Origin of the sequence: Nostoc sp. (genome assembly GCF_036917155.1) — a bacterium.
In the GTDB taxonomy this organism is placed as follows: Bacteria; Cyanobacteriota; Cyanobacteriia; order Cyanobacteriales; family Nostocaceae; genus Nostoc.
The window spans coordinates 51,781-68,731 of the sequence record NZ_JBALDZ010000033.1 but is presented as its reverse complement, the minus strand read 5'-3'; the positions used below and the strand labels follow the sequence as shown (position 1 = coordinate 68,731).

The 16,951-nt window shown below is 41.9% G+C and carries 15 protein-coding genes; 5 read left to right on the top strand and 10 right to left on the bottom strand.

Features of this window, described 5'->3' with window-relative positions; genetic code table 11:
• Both V7K67_RS06190 and V7K67_RS06185 read right to left on the bottom strand, forming a co-directional pair.
• Window positions 1-1,838 (bottom strand): efflux RND transporter permease subunit (locus tag V7K67_RS06190; RefSeq protein WP_335165637.1); only part of this gene is annotated, 1,838 nt, incomplete at its 3' end.
• Window positions 1,839-1,906: 68 nt separating this feature from the next.
• Window positions 1,907-3,343 carry an efflux RND transporter periplasmic adaptor subunit gene (locus V7K67_RS06185; RefSeq protein ID WP_334730160.1) on the bottom strand — a complete coding sequence of 479 codons (1,437 nt, stop codon included), beginning with the start codon at window positions 3,341-3,343 and terminating at the stop codon, window positions 1,907-1,909.
• A 908-nt stretch (window positions 3,344-4,251) separates the two neighbouring features.
• On the opposite strand from V7K67_RS06185, the gene V7K67_RS06180 reads away from it, so the two are divergent.
• Both V7K67_RS06180 and V7K67_RS06175 read left to right on the top strand, forming a co-directional pair.
• Window positions 4,252-4,794, top strand: coding sequence for a phycobiliprotein lyase (locus tag V7K67_RS06180; RefSeq protein ID WP_335165635.1), 543 nt, complete (start codon window positions 4,252-4,254; stop codon window positions 4,792-4,794).
• 264 nt (window positions 4,795-5,058) lie between these two features.
• Complete coding sequence (locus V7K67_RS06175) at window positions 5,059-5,376, top strand: RNA recognition motif domain-containing protein (RefSeq protein WP_334730158.1); 318 nt, start codon at window positions 5,059-5,061, stop codon at window positions 5,374-5,376.
• Window positions 5,377-6,118: 742 nt separating this feature from the next.
• Here the strand turns inward: V7K67_RS06175 and V7K67_RS06170 are convergent.
• Together V7K67_RS06170 and V7K67_RS06165 are read right to left on the bottom strand one after the other, a co-directional pair.
• Window positions 6,119-6,307 (bottom strand): hypothetical protein, encoded by a 189-nt coding sequence (locus V7K67_RS06170; RefSeq protein WP_334730157.1) that lies wholly within the window; start codon window positions 6,305-6,307, stop codon window positions 6,119-6,121.
• 352 nt (window positions 6,308-6,659) lie between these two features.
• A complete protein-coding gene (locus V7K67_RS06165) occupies window positions 6,660-7,418 on the bottom strand; it encodes a YebC/PmpR family DNA-binding transcriptional regulator (RefSeq protein WP_334706220.1) in 759 nt (252 codons plus the stop codon).
• A 273-nt stretch (window positions 7,419-7,691) separates the two neighbouring features.
• On the opposite strand from V7K67_RS06165, the gene V7K67_RS06160 reads away from it, so the two are divergent.
• Window positions 7,692-9,038: an ABC transporter substrate-binding protein gene (locus V7K67_RS06160; protein WP_335165641.1), complete on the top strand. Its 1,347-nt coding sequence runs from the start codon at window positions 7,692-7,694 to the stop codon at window positions 9,036-9,038.
• A 143-nt stretch (window positions 9,039-9,181) separates the two neighbouring features.
• On the opposite strand, the gene V7K67_RS06155 is transcribed toward V7K67_RS06160, so the two are convergent.
• Both V7K67_RS06155 and V7K67_RS06150 read right to left on the bottom strand, forming a co-directional pair.
• Window positions 9,182-9,541, bottom strand: a complete 360-nt coding sequence (locus V7K67_RS06155) for a hypothetical protein (RefSeq protein ID WP_334730155.1) — start codon at window positions 9,539-9,541, stop codon at window positions 9,182-9,184.
• Window positions 9,542-9,908: 367 nt separating this feature from the next.
• The gene (locus V7K67_RS06150) at window positions 9,909-11,477 is read right to left on the bottom strand and encodes a metallophosphoesterase family protein (RefSeq protein WP_334730154.1); all 1,569 of its coding nucleotides are present in this window, start codon (window positions 11,475-11,477) and stop codon (window positions 9,909-9,911) included.
• 677 nt (window positions 11,478-12,154) lie between these two features.
• Here V7K67_RS06150 and V7K67_RS06145 point away from each other — a divergent pair.
• Window positions 12,155-12,358, top strand: a complete 204-nt coding sequence (locus tag V7K67_RS06145) for a hypothetical protein (protein WP_334730153.1) — start codon at window positions 12,155-12,157, stop codon at window positions 12,356-12,358.
• A 352-nt stretch (window positions 12,359-12,710) separates the two neighbouring features.
• On the opposite strand, the gene V7K67_RS06140 is transcribed toward V7K67_RS06145, so the two are convergent.
• From V7K67_RS06140 to V7K67_RS06130, 3 genes are all read right to left on the bottom strand, one after another.
• Window positions 12,711-13,136: a type II toxin-antitoxin system VapC family toxin gene (locus V7K67_RS06140; RefSeq protein ID WP_104906391.1), complete on the bottom strand. Its 426-nt coding sequence runs from the start codon at window positions 13,134-13,136 to the stop codon at window positions 12,711-12,713.
• A 7-nt stretch (window positions 13,137-13,143) separates the two neighbouring features.
• Window positions 13,144-13,359, bottom strand: a complete 216-nt coding sequence (locus V7K67_RS06135; RefSeq protein ID WP_292843976.1) for a hypothetical protein — start codon at window positions 13,357-13,359, stop codon at window positions 13,144-13,146.
• 126 nt (window positions 13,360-13,485) lie between these two features.
• Window positions 13,486-14,715, bottom strand: coding sequence for a damage-control phosphatase ARMT1 family protein (locus tag V7K67_RS06130; RefSeq protein WP_442943770.1), 1,230 nt, complete (start codon window positions 14,713-14,715; stop codon window positions 13,486-13,488).
• Window positions 14,716-14,817: 102 nt separating this feature from the next.
• Between V7K67_RS06130 and V7K67_RS06125 the strand changes: the two genes are divergently transcribed.
• Window positions 14,818-16,167 carry a glutamine synthetase family protein gene (locus V7K67_RS06125; protein ID WP_334730151.1) on the top strand — a complete coding sequence of 450 codons (1,350 nt, stop codon included), beginning with the start codon at window positions 14,818-14,820 and terminating at the stop codon, window positions 16,165-16,167.
• A gap of 89 nt (window positions 16,168-16,256) precedes the next feature.
• On the opposite strand, the gene V7K67_RS06120 is transcribed toward V7K67_RS06125, so the two are convergent.
• The gene (locus V7K67_RS06120) at window positions 16,257-16,625 is read right to left on the bottom strand and encodes a hypothetical protein (protein WP_334730150.1); all 369 of its coding nucleotides are present in this window, start codon (window positions 16,623-16,625) and stop codon (window positions 16,257-16,259) included.
• Window positions 16,626-16,951: the final 326 nt, after the last annotated feature.

Sequence of the window (16,951 nt, the reverse complement as noted above, 5' to 3'; positions counted from 1 at the left end):
ATGCTTTTTTTCTGCTGATAACTATAAACAAAATTAATTATTCGTTTGTTCGCGTAAGATAAACGCGAACAATTTATTTTTGTCCAAAGTCCAAATAAAACCTTGGTTAAGAAATTACCGTATCCCCGCGTCGCATCTTCAAATCGGTGATTAAATTGTTTAAGCAGCCAAAATTCACTAATCCGACTAGACCAACGAATTCCCAAGAGTCGAGAAGACAGCATCGGTACTACTGTGATGGCGACAACAAGGGATGCTGCAACTGCAAAGCTAATTGTTAAAATCAGTTCATTAAATAGCAGTGCAATAAAGCCGCCAATTAAGAGGAATGGTACTACAGAAACTAAATTGGCACCTGTAGCAGCAATTAAAGCAGATTCTACTTCTTGGGAAGCTGTGATCGCGCTGTCAATAAAGAATCTTGAATTTCTCCTCTGCCCCTCTGCTCCTCTGCTCCCCAGTTCCCCTGCCTCCATCTCTCTCTGATTGGGAGTCATGCCTGTTTTTTCGGAAATGTTTTCTAGGATCACAACCGATGTGTCAATTGCTTGACCGACTCCTAATGTCAGACCTGCCAAACTAAAAACATTCAAGGTTAAACCAAATATTCTCATTAAAGCGATCGCTGCTAGAGTACACAGCGGAATCGTCAAACTGATAATAAATGTTTGCCTGAACGATCCCAAAAATAACAATACTGCTGCTGCTGCTAACAATGCCCCAGAAATCCCCGAAAAGATGACATCATTTAAAGAGTTGCGGATGAAGACAGATTCATCTGTGGTGGGACTCAAAGTCATGTCTGCTGGAATTAAACCCGATTGTCGTAATTGTTCAATTCGCCGCTTAACAGCATCTACAACTGTGATTGTGTTGGCTTCAGGCTGCTTTTGAATTGAAAATTTGACCGCAGGCTGACGATTTAGGTAAACAAATACTCGCTGTTCTTCTGTATCGTCAATTACCTCTGCAAAGTCTCGCAAATAAACGCGGCGGGAAGGTGTAGGAGTAGTGGTAGTGGTATTACTGCTATTAGTGGTATTAGCACTAGTAGGAGAAGAAACTTCCAAGGAAAGGTTTTCAATTTCTCTGGCATTTTGGAAGCGTCCGACAGTCCTAGTCAATGGCTCGGAATTTTGCCCCAGAATCCGACCACCAGAAGTATCTTGGTTACGGGCTGTTAATTCATCTAAGACATCATTTAATCCCACACCCAAAGCTTGCAATCGGTTTAAGTCAACAAGCACTCTGACTTCTTCCTCTGCACCACCAGATACGTCAACTGAAGCTACTCCCGGCACGACACTGAGTTCACGGGTTAACTCTTCATCAGCAAATACGCGTAAATCTTTCCCTGGCAATGAAGGAGATGTCAGCGCCAATTCATAAACCGGCAATTGGGAGGGATCGACTTTAAATAATCGCGGCTCCTCTATCGTATCTGGTAGTTGTCCTCGACCTCGGTTAAAAGCAGCAGTAGCATCATTTAGGGCTTGGTCAATATCGCCCCCTGGTTGGAAGTATAAATCGAGGCTTACCTGTCCCTCACGGGTGCGGGAAAAAACTTGTACTACATTTTCGGTTGCTGCTAAAGCTTCTTCTAAAGGTCTGGTAATTTCATCTACTGCTACTTCTGGTGAAATACCAGGGGCTTCTAGCCGAACCCCAATTCGGGGATAGGTAATTGACGGTAGGAGATCGACTTGGATCGTTGTGAGAAAAAATACCCCAATGACAATTACTGCCACGGTAAGCATGAGTGTGCCAATGTGTTGGCGAATCGCGATCGCACTAAGGCTAAATCCGCCATTGCCATTATTATTTTTTGCCTGTTGCATGATACTAAGTGATAAGTGCTGACTACTGAGTACTTTTTTCTTTGGTATGGTGGTTATTGCCCACCCTACTATTGCTTTTCTGAAAGAATTGAAAGACTTACAGTGTCACCTTCTTTTAACGGCTTACCACTCCGAACAACGTAGCGCTCTCCTGCTTGCAAACCAGATAGAATTTCCACTCTGCCATCAGCCCTTTTTCCTAAAGTAACTGCACGTGTCGCTACTTTCGTCTTGCCTTCTGTGTCTTTCACCACAAATAGCGTCCCTGATGGGTTTTCTTGCTCTTTTCCTGCCCCTGCTTGTTTTTGAATCGCTGTTTGCGGCACTACTACCCGCTGTTGAGTCTGGGTTTGAAAATTGACCCGCGCCAGCAATCCACTGCCAATCTTGGCTTGAGTGTTAGGAATCACTACTTCTACAGGTATCAAGCGAGCTGTGGCATCGGCAGCTGGAGAAATGCGCGTAACTCTGCCAATTAATGTTTCTTTGGGAAAGGCATCTAAGCGGACTTGTACAGACTGTCCAACTTGAATTTGTGACAGTTCTAATTCGGAAACTTGGACGACGACTTTGACACGGTTAAAGTCGCCAATTTTCAAGACTTCGTTACCTGCTTGCAGCAGGTTGCCTGGTTCTGTCACCTTTTCTGTGACTATACCAGTGATAGGGGATGTCAATCGAGCATAAGACCTGCGCTCTTTGGTTTGGGCAACCAATGCCTGTTGGGCAAGTACTCTACCTTGGGCGGCGGCGACGGCTTGCTGTTCTGTACGAACTTGTTCTTGGGCTGCCCGCAATGCCTGGACGGCTGTTTTTGCCTGGGTACGCGCTTGCTGGGCAGTTTGTTCAGCAAGCGCTCCAGCTTTGAATAGATTCTGTTGGCGTTCTGAGTCTGCCTCAGCTTGTACTACTTCTAGCCGCGCCCGTTCAACGTCTGCACGGGCATTGCTTACCTGATTACTTGCCCTAGCTACTTCTGATTTCAGGGCAGCTAGCTCTGCTTCTGCTTGCTTTAATTGGGTCGAAAGGATGGCATCATCTAACTGCCCGACGTTTTGCCCAAGCTTTACTGTATCGCCGACATCAAGGTTCAAAGCCAACAACCGAGCTTCTACTTGCGATCGCACTGATACAATCCGAAAGGGTGTTGTATTACCTGTGTATTCTGGTTGTGTTTGCAGCGTATCAGTTCGAGCGATCGCCGCATCTACAGCCGTTGCACCACCACGTTGTCCACTACCAGGACTCTGAGATTGGGCATCAGCCGCTTCTTCCTTGGGCAGCGCTCCACAATTCGCTGTCAGCAGTCCTATGCCCAGCAAACAGGGAATCAATAATCTGGATGCGAAAGGGGAAGACCCCTTTGTGTCAAAACTATTTTTTACATCTACAACAACCATATCAGTTTTTACAACTGAATCTAACTGGGTATTAATTACCTGGTTAGCGGCTGCGAAAGGTGAGATTTTCGCCTGCTTGTGCGGCTTCTTTCTGTCCAAAATCATTTATTTTTCTCGTATTTGGGTAGCTTTTTGGGTTTAAACAGCCGTGCGTTACCAAGTAATTTTGAGACATTATGCATCGGTGAGAGGTTAAGATAATCTTACTTTTGTCAATTAGAAATTATGCTTAAAATTTGGAAAGAGCCGAGGTATGAAGTTAACTGTTGTACTGAAATTATGGGTTAAGAATAAATGATGCGTATCAAGATGACGCGTAGGCAAAGCCCAACCTAGGCATCGCCCAATCAAAAATTCTGTTTCTAACCCCGATTTCAGCAATATTTTAAGTACTATTGCTTATTGACAAATCGTATCTGACCTTAACCTCTCACAAATGGACATTATGAATAGTGAAAAGCGGCGAGAGTCAATTTAGCTATCTTCTTGCAGAATTCTGTATCAAAAATTACTTTTTATTCAAAAAAAATCTCACCACTTTAACTCAATTACATTGAATCGGCAGCTTTTTAGCTGCCGATGAAATTCTTAACTCAGTATAAATATTTTTAAATTTCTTGCAATCTGCCCTTAGTAGAAGACTTGTATTTACTAAAGATAAGCTAATCGTCATTCATTTTTCCAGACTGATTCGCTTGTAGTAAGGGCTTCAGCCCTGGTGTTATGCAACTTAAATGCTCATTAGCTTACGGGGGTTTTACGCCCCTATTTCTAAAATAGGCAGTATTAAATAACTATACTTAGGCTGATATCGCCAGACTGACCATAGCAAAATGATTGGTAATTTTTACGCTTAATCCAATATATTAAGAATAGTAAACATAAGTTGCTTTTTTTGATGCTGTAAGATTTTGAACAAGCGTAGGCGTAGCCCGTCGTAGACATCGCATATACAGCAAAGAAAAGGGCGATATATATTTAGAGCCACCAATATTAGGTCAGGAAAGTTACAAGTGACATCATTGCTAAAAATTGCACAAACCGCTGACGAAGCCCAGATTTCCGAATTTTTCCAGGAATCAGTGGGTAAGTGGCGATCGCAACGACGCTATTACAGCCTACCTGAGGGAGAAACCAAGGAGATGGAGAGTATAGTTACGATCAATTTTCTCAAGCAGGGTTGTGATGAATTGCAAAAGCTAGCTCAGATGCACGATTTGCATGATACAGGTAGCTTAATCTGTGGTGCAGCAGTTACATGGGAAAGTACAGATGTACTGAAGGCCAGGAAAGAGTCGCAAGGTTCTACATTATTTGGGGCTGTGGGAAACATTTTATATCGCGATCGCGGTTTTGCTATATCTAAACCAGTCACCGCTCAGTATTATTTCTTCAACCCGAAAACAATGTGTTTGCGAACTGAATACAACGGTTCAGTTTTTGAAGAAGAGTTAAAGCTAATTGGCAGCAAATACCGCACCAGACAAACCATTATCTCCCGTGCTGGTGAGCAATTGATGATTGGTCAATATTTAGAAAAGAGAGTGGAGAGTTAGTTTAACTCGTGGGTGTGGTTCGCTATAGCCTCACCCGTTTTGGCACTAGCCAGCACTTAGCTGTCAACTGCTCACATAACTTTTTATAACAGTTTTTCAACTTTTTACCCAGAAAGTTAGTTGCCATGTAATCATGGGAATTGAAATGAGAATTAATTCGGCGACAGTGTTTGTTTTTAGTATTGACAGGCTTTTTCCTTTTGGTATTACAGACTTCTCTCCGAAATCTAAATCTCTACAAACTTATGATTTTGGAGACATTTAATGTCAATTTACGTTGGTAACCTCTCCTATGATGTTACACAAGATGCGCTGAGTGCTGTATTTGCAGAATATGGTACTGTCAAGCGTGTTCAACTACCCACGGACCGTGAAACAGGTCGTTTACGCGGCTTTGCTTTTGTGGAAATGAATTCAGAAGATGAAGAAACAAAAGCCATTGAAGCCCTTGATGGTGCTGAATGGCTTGGTCGTGACCTCAAAGTAAATAAAGCCAAGCCAAGAGAAGACAGAGGTGGTGGTTCCTTTGGTGGTGGCAATCGTGGCGGTGGCGGCGGCTATAACCGCACCAACCGCTACTAAGTTAAGTAGACGAAAGTAACTTAATTTAATCTAGAAAAGGCTCAGGCAGCGATGCTTGAGCTTTTTCTATGCAAAACTTGACTCTAAATAATTTCGGTTATATCATGTCCGCTTGATTACTTACTAAACCCCAAGAACCCCATCCCGCCAAAGCTACGCTTTGTCTCCCCTCCCCAAGGCATCGGGGAGGGGCTGGGGTGCAATGACTGTGGGAATAATAACAAATTATTCGGACATGATATTAGTTACCAAACAGAATTCAGGAGTCAGGAGTCAGAATTCAGAATTGAATTCTGAACGAAAAAGCGGATAGCGTAGCTAAGCCTTTGTCTTCTCCCTTGGCGTTAGCCTCTCCCAATGTGATTCGGGGAGACGCAATCATGCGAACGAGCGTCTGAATAAACGGCGTTTAAGACCCCCACTAAATCTCCGATTTAGTGGTCTTTAATGAGTGGTGGGTCTGAATCCCCCACTCATTAATTCTGACTCCTGAATTCTGAATTCTTTTTCAACTTTGATTTTTACCATACTCAGTGCCTCGGCTTTGAGTAAGAAGAAGAGTACTCAGTACTCGGAATTCAGCACTCTTCATGTGATCGCGTCCTCATGAGCAAGTTAATAAAAAACCCCGCTGATTGGTAGGGATTCCAGCGGGGTTAAATAATACAATTATTTTTCAGATAAACCAACACTAAACTTTATTACAGAGCTACTAGAAACTTTTACGACTAATAGTAACTATTTATGCGTGAGTTTTATGAGTTAGGTTCTTAGCATGACGCTTGTGGGTTTTGTGATGTTTAGTGCGATGATGTTTAACAGTTTTGACACTAGCGTGATGGATAGTTTTCGCTTGAGCTTGAGATGCAAAAGCGGTTACAGGAGCAGCAAAGATTAAAGCCAAAAGTAAAGCTTGAGCGAACTTATTCACTTGAAAATCCTCATCAGGTAATCAACAATCTAACTATCCAATAGGCGTATGTCATAAGTTTGTAATTGATATGAATCTTTCATGTCTATTTTTACATCCGTAGATATAAGTAGGTCGGCATAAATAATTATCCTTAGTATAAGGTAGTGAGTAGGAAGCAGGGAGCAGGGGGAAAAAGGGTTTGAGCCTTGTTTACTTTGCTTTGCACAGTTTAGTTTGATTGTGCCAACTTACTTATGACTTACGTGAAATACTTAGCTAAAAATACTTACTAGTACTTACATTCTAAGTGGAATATTTTTGACACTATTCAAATAACGCAATTTGGCTCTGATACCTGTGTTAATTTTGACTAAGAAATGCTGAGAGCCATCAATTCTTCTGCTATATCAAAGTTAGCTGTGACATTTTGCACGTCATCCAAGCCTTCTAGAGTATCAATTAACTTAAAAAGCGATCGCGCCTGATCCGGATCGGTAACTTCTACACTATTACTAGGAATCCAGCGCAATTCGGCATCAATCACCTTAATACCTTGATTTTTGAGTGCCTGGCTAAGGGCTTCTAAATTTCCGATGTCAGTAAATACCTCAGCCATCTCATCTTCAGTCATCTCATAAGACTGGGCACCGCCTTCGAGGGATGCTTCTAAAAGCTGTTCTTCGTCAACTACACCCTGCAAAACACAAACGCCTTTTTGGTCAAACATCCAGCTAACGCAACCTGTTTCACCAAGATTGCCACCATTTTTACTAAAAGCTACACGCAAGTCAGCAGCAGTGCGATTGCGATTATCTGTAAGGGCTTCGATTAAAATCGCTACACCACCAGGGCCGTAACCTTCATAGCGAATCGCTTCAAAAGTAGCATTATCACCACCAAAAGTGCCTGCACCTTTAGCGATCGCTCGTTCAATATTATCATTGGGGATACTCGCAGCCTTTGCCTTGTCAATTGCCGTGCGAAGTTGAAAATTCAGCGCCGGATCTGGTACGCCGCTTCTAGCTGCAACGATAATCGCCCTGGATAACTGAGTAAAGGTTTTTCCCTTTTTTGCATCTACTACCGCTTTTTGGCGCTTAATGTTTGCCCATTTACTGTGTCCTGCCATAATTTTAAATTATCAAAACTCTATTCAAGATTAGGATATACCTAACTTTTGCCCCGACGCAAAGGTGCATTTGGTAAAAGTGAGTGGGGAGTAGGGGAGGTAGGGGAAGATGAGGGAGATCAGGAAGCAACCAAAGCCCCACAAGAGTGCTGAGTGGGGAATCTCATTTCTTTACTCAGGACTGGAACGGTCTAAACGCCCCGCTACCGCTAACGGAAAAGAGGAACTGTTTTGCCCAATGCCCAATACCCAATACCTAATTTAATGAATATTATGCACGATTTCTTTAACCCTCCTTGCCATGCCAAGCGAAAAATCAAGAAAGTGTCACGCTACTTTCGGAGCTTACTGCTTGTATTATTGGTGGGCATACTAGCTTTAGTTGGATGTCAAAGTATCTTACCTGGTATTAAGGAAGATAAAGTAATTCATTTAACTCTTTGGCAAGGTGTCAATCCACCGCCAAATCGGGATGTGCTGCAAAAGCTGGTGGATAAGTTTAATCAATCCCACCCAGATATTCAAGTAGAGTCGCTTTATATTGGGCAACAGGATCAGCAAACGCCCAAAATTTTAGCAGCGGTGGTAGGAAATGCACCCCCAGATTTGTTGTGGTACAATCCGACGATCGCAGGGCAATTGGTAGAACTCGGTGCTATTTTACCTTTGGATGAAATGCTCGAAAAATCTCCAGTAAAAGCCGAAATTGACCCAGCTTTGTATGGATCAATGAAATACAACGATAAGATTTGGTCTGTACCCTTTGCTACGAATAATGTTGGTATTTTTTACCGTCCGAGTTTGTTTAAGGCTGCGGGAATTACTGAATTACCCAGTACTTGGCAGGAGTTTGGCCAAGTTGCAAAAAAATTAACTCGTGATACCAATGGTGATGGGCGAACCGATCAATATGGGATGTTTCTGCCTTTGGGGAAGGGAGAATTTACAGTATTTACCTGGCTACCGTTTATGTGGAGTGGTGGCGGCGAGTTGATGAGTGGTGATTCACAAAATGCCGCAGCAGTAGATTTGGAAGATAATCAAGGGGCGATCGCAGCTTTGCAATTCTGGCGCAATTTAATTACGGATGGTTCCGCTATTTTATCTGGTCCGGAACGAGGTTATGAGACAGATGACTTGCTGACTGGCAAAGTTGCAATGCAATTAAATGGCCCTTGGACTCTGGGGGAATTTCAAGAGACTGGTGTCGATTTTGATGTTTTTCCTATTCCGGTTGGGCAGAAATCTGCTACTATTATTGGTGGTGAGAATCTCTTCTTTTTCAAAACTACGCCGGAACGCCAAAGAGCAGCTTTTAAGTTTGTCGAATATGCTTTAAGTAAAGAATTTCAGACAGAATTAGCATTGGGAACTGGCTATTTACCAGTGAATTTAAAGTCTCGTCAAAGTCAAAAATATCAGGATTTTATCAAAAAAATCCCACAGGTGAAGGTATTTTTAGATCAAGCTAAATACGGGCGATCGCGTCCAATATTTCCTGGTTACAATCGGATTTCTGACAGTGTAGGTCGGGCAATTGAATCTGTATTGTTGGGCAAAAGTTCGCCAGCAGAATCACTCAAAGTAACTCAGCAGCGCTTAGATTTGATTTTTAAGTGATATGGGTAATGTGTAGAGACGCGATTAATCGCATTTGTTAATCGGGGTAGATATAGGATGGCTGACACCAGGGGCAAGATAGCTTCAAATACTTATCTAGTAAACTTTTTGGTACATCAAATAGGTTTTAGTCTTCATCAGCTTCATTTATTCCCTGTACTTGATTTTAACTTCCATAGAGATTGACTGTGCTTGAAAACTAAAGCTATGTTCCAGTCATGTTCTTTTTTCAAGGTATCTTGTAATGTTTCAGAAGCATTGAGGAAAAATACATCAGTAAAAGTATCAGGAATTTGTTTAATATTTGTGTTAGGAAATAATTGAAATTTTGTTTGTGGTTCTAGAAGGTAACTTATAGATAATACATTTCCCCAACCCCAATCTTTCCCGCACTCTAAACAAATAATTAAAGGATTTTTAAATTGCTTAATAATATTTACCATCGGAATATTATCGAAACTATAAGCTTTATTCCACCAAGTTTTTTTCGGTAAAATAATCACACATGAGATGATTTGTAGAAAAATTAACCCAAGTGGCGCTTGGGGCAGATATAGCTCCCAATGACACAAAGTGCAAACTAAACTCTATTTAGCATTGAGCCAAGATAGACGTATTTATCAATTGATGACTATTTGTAATAACTTGGTAGTGGCTTGTCTGTTAACGAAATAATAGGCATCACCGCGTTGTAGACTATCCATAATAAATCGCGTCTGTGGTGTCAGGTGCGTAGTTTAACGCTGTAGGTATCGCATCTAGTACAAAAAGGCAAAAGTAAAAAGGCAAAAGTAAAAAGAAAGAATGCTTATTTTGTAAGCTTTCTGGCTATTTTAAATGGGTGGTTTATTTACGCCGTGTTGTACTAGTTTAAATCACAAAAGGTTCAAGTTCAGTATTATGCCATTTTTCTTCAACCCGTTCAGTAATTAGCGGTCTGATGATAAACTTGGGCGGGCTACCATCCAAAACATCAATCCGCACACATGAGTAAGGCAGTCGGTTCTGGAAATTGTAGTCATGACGACCCACAAAAAGCATTGAATCTGCAACTTTCCGGCTGGGTTTACCTGCAATCTCAGTAAAAGTCTCCATCAATTCAGTCCCCCCTCGCCGTTGATAACGGGGACGATGACCACTACCGCCAGAGATAATGCAGTTAATGTGAGAGTCGGCAAATCCGGTGTCAGTTGTGCAAAGATGCTCCAAACAGTGAGCGTGACCGTTTAAAATCAAATCGACTATGGGACGTTCTTTAATTAAAGAACCAAGAGTTTCTGCAACTTGTTCAAACACCCAGCGCAAGCGGTGGCGAACCGCCAAGGTTTGTGCCTGATTCCACTTGGTAGCTTCTGTGACATAGGGGGGATGGTGGAAAAAGATTACACGTCCGCGCACTTCAGAGTTATTCCAAGATTCGATTAGTCTGCTTCGCAACCATTCAAGTTGTTCAAAATCGATCGCAGGCATTTTCTGAGATGCCAATTGTTTCTCAATATCGATTTTGATCTCGTTGATTTGGTCTAATTTGGCGCTAAGGTCATCCAGTTTTTCCGCTTCGGTGGGTTTATCTGGATTGAGTCCATCGCATATTTTCAAAATCTGCAATTCTTCTCGATCGATCTCATGGCGACGATTTTGTAATTCCCGACGGTAAATTTCTCCCTCTTGAGTTGCAGGTAAGGGTGATGGTGTATTAAAGGTATTAGAATCTAATGCGAAAAAATCAATCCCGCCGTAACGAAAGGTGTAATAGCGATTGGGTAAGCGGGTAAACTGTCCAGGTTCATAACGCAAACATCGTCCTGTATCAGTCTTCGCGGTGTAGTGGCGATCTAAATGACGTTCTAACTCTTGTGGAGATATCGCCTGGGTGTAATCCATAAATGCTTGTGCATAGGCATTACCTTGATACGATCCATGCCAGCCAATCTCAATATCTTTGTAGCGGAACAGGCGACGTAGTGACGATGTTGTACCAGTAACTAAACGGTACATCAACGGCACATCATAATAATCATGATTACCAAGTACTGGCAAGAATGGCAGATTAAACATCATACGGTCATAAGGAATGTCTTTCGGGTTGTCGCCACCGACAAGAAATTCCCGGTAAGGCTCAATAAAGTTTGTCGAGTAATACTCTTGGGAACCAACCACATAGATGACATCGCCTGTATGCAATACAAAACTGCAATCATCGCGGTGAGGAAGCATCAGTTCGGCAACTTTTCGTTGGGGGTGGTGTCGAGAATGGGATTTAGTGCCAGAATCACCGATAACCATAAAGGAAAATTCTGGATTATCTTCTCTGCGATCGTCAATAACTATACTGGTTTGGTCAATTCCCCGTTGCACAAAACTTGGATGCATCCACCGCACCCGTTCCTTCATTTTTTGAATTTTTACAGGAATCGGTGGATCGGATATCAATTTCATGGCTGATCACTCTTGAATGCCTAACGCACACGCCGATTGTAACGAAATATTTAATTGTCAATATGTTTTCATTTTTACTCTAGAACGAGTCGCACCAAGTCAGCGCTTGCGCTATCGCTCTTTGGGAAAAACTTTTTGGTTTACTGATGCAAGAGAAGTCAGTAATTACTCTAATGTTTGCTTCAAATGCTATGATTATTTTTACTTTGCAGTTTTTATCTTAGCAAATACAAAGGAATCAACGTCAGGGTTCTCTAGTTGAGTGAAATTAAAGTTTACTCTTAGAATTTTAGGCTGTACGCTGCTTGCGGTTTTAATGCCTACCGTACTAACTGCTCAAACTCTTCCATATGGAACGGCACGTAAACCTCACACTTGCCCATCGACCGTAGAACCAAAAAAAGGAGCGCCTAGCGTCGAACAGGCAAAGATGTATTTTCTCTGTGATCAAGAATGGGAGTCTCCACCCTACACTAATAGCGGCAGTTTTTGGGTGCTTATCAGCGATCTCACTCTTCAGATTGCCTCACACTCTCGTCCGGCGAATGCAACTGATCTGACATTCAACGCCAGGCGCGGGGGGGAGCATTTAGGTATGGATACAGATCAACCCGTATACGATATCCGTGCAAGCTACACCAGTTCTACTTGCTATAAGATTAATCAGGACATTTATCGTGAAGGAAAAAATTGCCGCGTCGAACAATTCCCAAGCAGCACCGGGATCTGTTTCCGCAACACTTTTGGCGACTGGCACTGCCGTACAAGAGGTTCAGCAAAAGAAATTGGCAAACACTTACCACCGCCTCAGAATTAGTGAAGTTCATCGATCCATCGAACCATCAGTACAAGCAATAACTACATCAGAATTAATACTTTGATATACCTGAGTTCGATATAACAGAAACGCTTAAAAATCAATCATAATCAATGCTCTATCAATTAGTGGGACTTAAGTTGACACCATTTTTCAAAACACGGGGGCATGGCTGCGGAGGTTGTCTCTTTCATGGGGTGTTACTTCGACGTGAAAGCTATGCTGGTAAAGCATTATACTCTATTTTTAACTTCTATTTTGTTTAAGTCCCGATAACCAATGCCTCATGCCCCTCAACAGTGCTGAGTGCTGTTAGCGATAGCGGGGCGTTTAGCCCGTGCTGAGTGCTGAATCTCATTTCTTTACTCAGAACTGGGAACTCGGAACTGTTTTGCCCAATGCCCAATGCCAAATCCTTACGGCAAATTTTCTCGCAATAATGCTCGAAAGCCTGCTTGTTGAAAATGTTCATCGGCGGTCAGTGCTTCAGTGATTCCGCTATATTGCATGACAATAAAAGATACGCAATCGACAAATCCCCATTCTTTCTCTGTTCGTTCCCGATATAGCTGAAAAGCACGTTCGTAGAGTTCCTGAGAAAGGGGGACAATTTCTACTTTGGAGTCTGCTACTAGAGAATTTAATAATATGATTGCCGCCTGACGGTAAGGTTGTTGGGATAAGGCATTGCCAATTTCCAACATTACCGCCTGTGTTGTCACCAAACGAGTTTCTGCTGCTTGTAACATTTTAGCCAGATGCAAGGCTCGGTCATGCAAGCGATCGCTCGGTGCAGATAAGGCAATGGCAAATGATGTATCAAGAAAGACTTCAGAATGCATGTAAAGTTTACTTACTGTACAAATATTTATCTATATTGCTAGACCAGTCAGGCGGTCCCTCGAGATTGAGCGATCGCGCCGTTTGCAAAAATGATACCGTTTCATGTTCACTTGGCGGTAAAATTTCAATACTCATTCGCACGCGGGTATTGATTGGCAGTGCGATCGGTTCTGCCGGATAGAACACTTTGCCATTAAACACAGCGGTGATTTTTTCTACCATTTCCTTCAAAAATTGCTTCTAGTCTATCCTAAGCTGGTTGTGCTGCTACGGGTAGGGTAGACAACGCTATAAGTAGTGAAGATACGTATACTTCTCTTACAAATTATCTCAATTTTTCAAAATTGCCTAAACTACTAACTGAATTACACCCCACTGTCCATTTGTCAACCAAGAAGAGTCAGATTTTGCTACTTCTTCAATAACTTCTGGTTTCAAACCTACTACTACTTCAGACTTCAGGGTGCGTAAAGCTACCATTGGCACGGGTAAATAGCAGATTATATCTGCAATACTGGTGGTAAAATTCCAGTGGCGATCGCCTAATAATCGGCGATAATTTGCATCTCCTTTGACTATAACCAAACTCGCATTGGTTAATTCATTTTTGAGGGAGTTGGGTATTTCCCAAAATGCTAAAGGCGATGTCCAAAAGTAATCTTCAGATAGTATTAAACATCCTGATCCAATATTTTCTTGTAATCTTTGGGCAAAGGATATAACTTGTTGATGTTCACTAGCAGCTAAAAAATTGATTGTGTAATGTACATCCTTAATCATGGCATCAGATACAAAAGTCGGATGTGGCTTTAAGTGTAGGTAAACCTGATTAGCCAGTCCGCTACTTAATAGAAAATCCACTAAAGATAAATCACAAATAAGTTCAAAACCAGCATTATCTACAACAAAATCAATTCGTCCCCCATGAGAACTAGTTAATAATTCCGTGACTTGGGAGGCATCATTTACTAAGATATGAGCTAGTTGGGTTTGAATATCAAAACGACTCCGGTCATTCTCGAATGCTGACCATAAACTCAAGTCAACTCGATTTCCCCACAAAGCAAAATATAACAATGCTATTAAAGCTGTTTGGTTTGATTTTTCCCCTAGTTGGGAATTATCTAACCAATTGTTGACTTGACCACATAGCAAAATAATCGAGTCTAGAGATGCTTCCAATCCTTGAGATTTTTGTAACTCAAATGGATCAACACCTTGCCATACACCAGGGCGAAAATAATTGGTAATTTCTAGAATTAATCGATAAAAATAAGTTTCGGCAAAAAACCAGGGAACATCTACCCAACGCTGACCCTTGTAAAATTCTAAATATGTATTCCAGGCAGAAAAATCTACAGCAGTGTCATTTACAAGAGGTTGTAAAAATCCTGTTGGCAGTTCTGTAGCCAGGTTTTCTAAGCTGGTATTAATCTCAGATGAGAAATTATTTTCGGCGATAACTCGGCGAGCGATCGCAGGCATTCGTTGAGTAACGGTAAACTCAGTAAAAGAACCGATTTCTGACCCCAAAAGAGACGGTGGTATGGGTAATTTGGGGATGTGGGATATATTCACCACAAACTTTTCTTGTCCTCATATTTCTAGTTATTCTAGCTTGAGCGTGAAAATGAGGTGGGAGAATTGTCAAATCAACTCAAAAGCGGGATAAATTGACCGATGGCTGCAAACAAAGCATTTAAAAAAGTCAAAAAATCTCTTCAGGAAGCTGGAGTTAGGTTTGTCCGTATCCTTTGGTGTGACAACGCCAACATCATTCGTGGCAAAGCTGTTCATGTCGAGATGTTATCCCACTACTTTGACTATGGTGTAGGCATTTCTGCTGGACAACAGGGAGTACCTGTAATGTATGATGCTGTCATTCCTGAAACTGGTCTAGGGCCAGTAGGCGAAATCCGTTTAGTACCAGATTGGTTTAGCTTCACTCCTTTACCTTACGCTCCGGGTCATGCTCGTGTAATGGGGAACATGGTACTTAACGGGAGTCCTTGGGCGTTGTGTCCCCGTAATTTTCTGGTACGGATGATTGAGGCGGCCAGACGCGAGGGGTTGGAGATTAAAGCTGCATTTGAAAATGAATTTTATTTATTACGGCAAACATCTGAGGGAATTATACCCGCAGATTCTACAGTTTTTGCTTCGACTCAAGCAATGGATATTCATCGAGAAGTAATTGATGAGATAGTCGAAGCACTCATCGCCCAAAGAATTCCTGTAGAGCAGTATTATCCCGAATCTGGCCCAGGTCAACAGGAAATCTCTATGCGATATACTGATGCTTTACGGGCAGCTGATTGGCAGATTAGCTTTAGAGAAACCGTGAGAGCGATCGCTCATCACCATAACCTTACAGCCTCTTTCTTACCCAAAATTTTCCCAGATGCGGCTGGTAGCGGTTGCCACATCCATCTTAGCCTCTGGCGTAATGGGCAAAATCTCCTACCAGATCCTCAAGATATCTGCGGTGTTTCCCAGATAGGCCAAGCATTTATCGCTGGTATACTCGATCATCTACCAGCACTAATGACGTTAACTACTCCTAGTACTAATTCTTATCGCCGCATTCGTCCTCATAGCTGGAGTGGTGCTTTCCGTTGTTGGGGACTAGACAACCGTGAGGCCGCCGTGAGAGTCCCCAGCAATCCTGGATTCAACGGTTCCAGCCATTTTGAGTTAAAAACCGTTGATGCATCAGCCAATCCTTACCTCGCTTTGGGTGCGGTGATTGCAGCCGGACTTGACGGTATACAACGAAGTTTAAAACCGGGGAATCCTGTTGCACAAGACCCCGGACACCTGCCAAGTGAGGAACGTCATGCTAATGGTATTGACCTTTTACCACAAAGTCTCGGCGAAGCTCTAGACTGCCTAAAACAGAATAATATTCTTTTAAATGCTTTAAATCCAGATTTATCGCAAGCATTTTTAGCAGTCCGTCAAGCTGAATGGTCAGCCATGAAAGATTGGGAATTGGAGGCAGAAGTAAAGCTTTTATTAGAGAAGTACTAAAATTATTGGGAGATGCGGAGATTGATTTCAGCACTCCTGACAACCTAGTTCTTGCTGTAAATCTGTTACGAACTTGGCAAACCTATATTCTAGTTACATGAACCATCAATACTGCCCAATGATGTCAGCTGTGAATCGAGGGCGTTGAGGTAACTTGAATCATTCAAAACTTGCGCTGGTAACTTATTAGCCTTGACAGCAGCCTGAACTATATCTTCCGCAGTCAGGCTTCCGCCTTGGTATTTAAATAACAAAGCGCCCCCACTGGGAATACCCTGCTCTTTTAAATAACCTTGATAAGCGAGAAAGGCAATATTGAAGGGTTGTAGATATTTGGCATCTGTATTTATTTGTCCACTACCATTGTTAGTATTAGCTGTTTGAGCGCCAGCAATTCCAGGTATAAAAGCAATAGAAGTAACAATCAGTGCAGAATTGAAGAAGGTTGTGAGTTTCATAATTTTCTTCTCATTAGAGATTTATTAGTGTTGTCTATTAATAGATTCTTCTTGTTTTTTAATCTCAAATTCTTGCTATGAGATAATCATATTTGTTGATTTATTACTCACTCATTTGAGTGATATGATTCCCTAAAAGCTTGATACAGAAAGACTTTGAAAGAATTGCTATTGGCTAGCAATGGAGTGTTTTTTCAATTAATTCTGAATTTTCACAAAGCTGTAATTCAGGAAATGATGTAAATCAAAACTTGAAAGTATAGAAGTAACTTAGATCATTTAAAATCACCCAGACCCATCATGTAATAAGCGATAAAAGCAGTGTC